Here is a 4,450-nt window from a genome sequence, read left to right as displayed (position 1 = left end):
ACACCAGCGCCCGGGCGGCGGGGTTGACGAACGGCAGGCCCTGGAAGCCGATGCGGTTGACGTACCCGCCGAGGAGCTGGTCGCGGGCGATCGGCTGGCCGTAGGGGTTGTAGGCCCACTGCTGCCGGACGTTGCCGGCGCCGTCGACCAAGGCGGTGACGTTAAGACTTCCGAGCCAGCTTGAAGTACCTTGGATAAATCCCGGAGTCGTGGTAGGCTCGCTTTGGTATCCGGCTCAGTGGATGGTTATTCGAGGGCGAATCGCGAATAACGTCCGTGACAGCCTCGAACTTTCAGGCCTACGATAGGCATGGGATCGGCAGAATGAACTGGGCGAGGTGGAGGTACTATGGACTATGTCGCAGTCTTTAAGGCAATCCAGGAACGGGTGAATTCCGGAACCGAGATCGAGGCTGACATCCAGCGCGTTCTAGAGCTCTGTCAGCACATCCAGCCACACCCTGATTGGGCCAGGCTTCGGTCACTCGACTATTCTGACTGTTCCTCGATTCGAGCGTGGCTCCAATCTACACTCGCTCTAGATCCGCCGCCTCTCACGTTAGCCGGTCTCTGGTTTGGCGTGGAGACGATAGTTGGAGGTGTACGCGATGATGTGGATGCACAGAGCGCCGTATCGACCGAGATCTTTGTGAAGGGCGCGGCCCACTACGACCGAATCGGGATCGAGTGGGCTGCGTCGAATGATTGGTGTCCACGTGCGACGGCTCGCGCTACGGTCCTTACCGAAGCGTCACGAATCGCGTCCAGCCCCGGAAGCCTTGGCAGTGATGCGATGTACCCGATCAACCTCGCCTACACCGCATTTGTGGTGCGGAACCTCCTACGGGATCCGCTCATAGCAAAAGCATTTCGACCCGCAGGCAATGTCGGAGTCGTTGTTGGATTCAGCGGCGGCGACTACGTTGAGCTACCCCCCATTCCCAAACTGCAATGACCGTGTTCACGCTCTCCGCGTCTACGCCTATTCCATGGCTATCGGGATGTCGTAGAACTGCGGTCCGGTGAACCCGTGCGTCTCAACTACGTCACGAAACGTGCTCGACACGACTTGCCGACTTTGGAGCATGAACGGTCGGAAGACGTGTACCTCCGCCGGAATGCGCCTGATGGGGATGGCAGGACGCGCGTCATAGAATTGGTAGTCACCGTCCTCGTCGTAATAACCGACGCTGTTTAGGTCGAAGACCTCCAGTACATGCAACCAATTTACGACCCAATACGCCTGGATCACCTGATTCTGCGACAACTGCGTTGGCACAAATTGTGCATGGCCCGGAAACTTCTGTTCAATCATCTCCTTGAGGCGGTCCGAGACGATTGTGTGACCTTGAATGATCCACGGCATGTCTTCAGCCGAATTTGGATCATCGAAAACTAACGGTGCGAGTGCTGGATGCCAATCGTCAATTTCCTTTCCAAGCCAGAGCTCCACTTCTCGGGCAATCGGAATTGCGCACCGCGCAAGCGGACGATCATTTCCCATGCAGCTCATCCCGTAGTACCGCTGATTCATGGCTGCCGTAGAAGGTATGGATCACGTTCCAATGCCGCTTGAATCTGTGCGAGCGCCTTCTTCAGCGCATTCTGGCGCTCTTCTTGGCCGGCTTTGCCCGCAAGCGCCTCCTGCAGAGTTTGGAAGACCCATCGGTGATAACCTTGCGAATGCGGGGCAAGACTACGGTGAGTGAAGAAATCCATGATCAACTTGTTCTCTTTGTCGCTTAGCTTCATGCCCGCTGATGCAAACATCTCGTCGAAGGCTTGTGACCACTGAGGAGCGCGGACATAGTTTTTATCAGTCGCTAAATGATGCGAGCACGAACTATTGTGAACCCACAGCTCACCCGCGAAGAACGTCCACGTTCCGTCGACGGTGAGATCATACACGAACGTCGGCGACGGGTCATAGACGCGATCGACGACGGCGACGGCCATGCCGCAGGCGTGGTCGAGGTGGTCGCCGGGCTGGACGTGGGCGGCGGCGATCCAGCCGTCCTCGTAGGTCCAGAGCTCGTGGTTCGGCGTGACGCCGAGGGTCTCGCCGGTGTCGAAGGTCAGCCAGAGGACGCCGGTGTGGGGCAGGCAGGCATTGATGTGGGCCACCGTGCCGCTTGGGGTGATTGAGGTGCTTGACGGGTCTGACCGACTACGTTTCACTCCACAATGGATCGATCAACGACGCTATCAGCACCCTCCATTCGTCGTCGCGCCCGGCAATTCCGACTGGTTCATTCTGAACAACTTCAAGAGTCGACGGGTTGAAGCCCCAGCCGACGTAATCACACGCGAAGTCAATCAGCAGCTCCACAAGGTCCCGCGATTTGTCGGGCGTATATGACCGTTGCACTGCGGAGCGCCTGCCTTTGAGAGCAGCGCCGCGATATTGTGGCCAGTTGTCCTCCTCGGCCGAGACGACAAGCCGGTCGTCGCGAATCCCGCGTTGTGGCGTCATGGTCCAGCTAATGGTTGCTCCTCGCGAACGAAGATTGCGACACGCAGCCGCAACGGCATCGGTCGAAGGTGCGGCCACGACATGCCAGCAATTCGATGCCACAAAGTGTCGTAGGGCCGGGATTTGCTCCCGCAGGATCACCGTCTGTTCAAAATCGCATGAGGTGCAGGACGTGCGGTCAAAATTGGCGCGTACGACATTGCAGAAGGCGAACGAAGTATCGGAAATATCGCAACCCGCGAAATTGGCGAGCGAAGCACGAGCATTCCTGAAGCTGCAGCCGGAGAACGTGTGCCCGCGGAGGTCGCATCCCGCGCAGTCGGCAAAGTCGGTGATCACGTTCAGAAATCGGGAATGTTGCGCGATGTCCCGCCCGGCCAGACGATCAAGAGGCTTAAACCTTACACCAGCCAAAGACGTGTTCTCAATTGTACATCCGTCGAGCAGGGTCGTCAGTTCAGCCTCGGGGAGCACTGCACCCCACATTGAGCAGTTCTTCAGTTGACCGAAGTAGGTGCTTGTTCCCTGGACACCGTTGAACACGCAATCATGACACGCCGAGAAAATGGTGTTGTCCATCTTCACGCCATTGAACGTCGATCCCCGAAACCACACGCTGGCGAGGTCGAGATCAGACATATCTAGGTCGTTCAGTATCGCTCCCTCAACGATGCACGCGCCGTGTCGATCGGCGCAGGCCGCCATTCTGGCCTCGTCGATCAGAGCCTGCCGTTCTGCGACATGTGCTGTCGACCCAATTGCATCGAGGATCTGTTGCATGTGGGCATTAGTTCCCGGACGTTCGCATATTCTGCATATAGTGCGACAGCCACTTGAGCAATTCGTTGTACCGACCTTTGCTCGCCTGCTCGATTTGCGACTTGTGCTCTTGCAGCTCCTGCCGGATCATTCTTTCAATCTCATCCCACGAACGTACGTTGTCTGGGCCAAGTTCACTACGCAGCTCAGCTACTCTGCTGTAGATCCACCCTTCCTGTTCGAAACGTGCCGGATTTTTGAACTTCTTGTTCGGAAATGGTTCCGGGCAGTTATGAACCCACAGCTCACCCGCGAAGAACGTCCACGTTCCGTCGACCGTGAGATCATACACGAACGTCGGCGACGGGTCATAGACGCGATCGACAACGGCGACGGCCATGCCGCAGGCGTGCTCCAGGTGGTCGCCGGGCTGGACGTGGGCGGCGGCGATCCAGCCGTCCTCGTAGGTCCAGAGCTCGTGGTTCGGCGTGACGCCGAGGGTCTCGCCGGTGTCGAAGGTCAACCAAAGGACGCCGGTGTGCGTCAGCCGGGCGCTGATGGCGGTGACGGTGCCGACGGTGGCCGGCGCCCCCGGCCAGTCTTCGTGGCGGGTGATGACCTGGTCGCCGACGGCGATGCTCTCGATGAACATCACGCCGTCGGGCGTCTGCACCTCGGTGCCGGCGACGAAGCTGCGCTTGCAGTAGTTGGCCTGCCGCAGACCGTTGAAGAACTTTCCAACGCGATTCAACGCACTGCCGAGAGCATCAAAGACCTTCCCGCCGGCCCGGTCCATGGCGAATCCGATGGCCGCTTCGAGCAGGAAGGTCCGCATATCGGTTGCCCGCTGCAGATCGAGCGCCAACTGCATCACCGCGTTCGCGGACTCGTACGCGTTGTACGCGTTGAACGCGTTGCTCACCGCACTGCTAAACATTCCGCCAATACTGAACAGCCCGGTCGGATCGCCCCCGTTAACCGGGTTTGACCCCGCAAACTGATACAGGTTCGAGCCGTCCGCCAGGTGCAGCCGCGGGTCGAACATCGCCGGGTGAACCATCGGCGGCGCGCCGTGGTAGTCGACGAACGTCTGCAGCGGCAGGCCGGTCGCGTTCGGGTCGGCGGTCAGGAACCGGCCCAGCGTCGGGCTGTACCACCGGTTGCGGACGTAATAGAGCCCCTCGGCGTCCGCTTCGAGGTGCTGCTTGTCGGCGGACA

Annotated in this window: 5 protein-coding genes; 1 reads left to right on the top strand and 4 read right to left on the bottom strand. The window is 59.1% G+C overall.

Annotated features, from left to right (window positions below; all coding sequences use genetic code 11):
* The first annotated feature begins 349 nt into the window (after positions 1 to 349).
* Positions 350 to 955 carry a hypothetical protein gene (locus J5J06_15200; protein MCO6438435.1) on the top strand — a complete coding sequence of 202 codons (606 nt, stop codon included), beginning with the start codon at positions 350 to 352 and terminating at the stop codon, positions 953 to 955.
* 27 nt (positions 956 to 982) lie between these two features.
* Here J5J06_15200 and J5J06_15195 read toward each other — a convergent pair whose 3' ends face one another.
* The 4 genes from J5J06_15195 to J5J06_15180 form a co-directional block, all read right to left on the bottom strand.
* Entirely contained in the window at positions 983 to 1,366 is a 384-nt protein-coding gene (locus tag J5J06_15195) for a hypothetical protein (protein MCO6438434.1), read from the bottom strand.
* Positions 1,367 to 1,530: 164 nt separating this feature from the next.
* Positions 1,531 to 2,124, bottom strand: a complete 594-nt coding sequence (locus J5J06_15190) for an AHH domain-containing protein (protein MCO6438433.1) — start codon at positions 2,122 to 2,124, stop codon at positions 1,531 to 1,533.
* Positions 2,125 to 2,167: 43 nt separating this feature from the next.
* Positions 2,168 to 3,112, bottom strand: a complete 945-nt coding sequence (locus tag J5J06_15185; protein MCO6438432.1) for a pentapeptide repeat-containing protein — start codon at positions 3,110 to 3,112, stop codon at positions 2,168 to 2,170.
* A 148-nt stretch (positions 3,113 to 3,260) separates the two neighbouring features.
* Positions 3,261 to 4,450: hypothetical protein (locus J5J06_15180; GenBank protein ID MCO6438431.1), on the bottom strand; the 1,190-nt coding region annotated here is incomplete at its 5' end.

This window comes from Phycisphaerae bacterium (genome assembly GCA_024102815.1).
In the GTDB taxonomy this organism is placed as follows: Bacteria; Planctomycetota; Phycisphaerae; order UBA1845; family UBA1845; genus JAGFJJ01.
This window is presented reverse-complemented; position numbering and strand designations above follow the sequence as displayed.

What these genes read in the sequence shown, in the direction of transcription:
- J5J06_15200 (MCO6438435.1), top strand. Translation starts at nt 350, where the DNA reads ATGGACTATGTCGCAGTCTTTAAGGCAATCCAGGAACGGGTGAATTCC.
- J5J06_15195 (MCO6438434.1), bottom strand. Translation starts at nt 1,366, where the DNA reads ATGCCGTGGATCATTCAAGGTCACACAATCGTCTCGGACCGCCTCAAG.
- J5J06_15185 (MCO6438432.1), bottom strand. Translation starts at nt 3,112, where the DNA reads ATGTCTGATCTCGACCTCGCCAGCGTGTGGTTTCGGGGATCGACGTTC.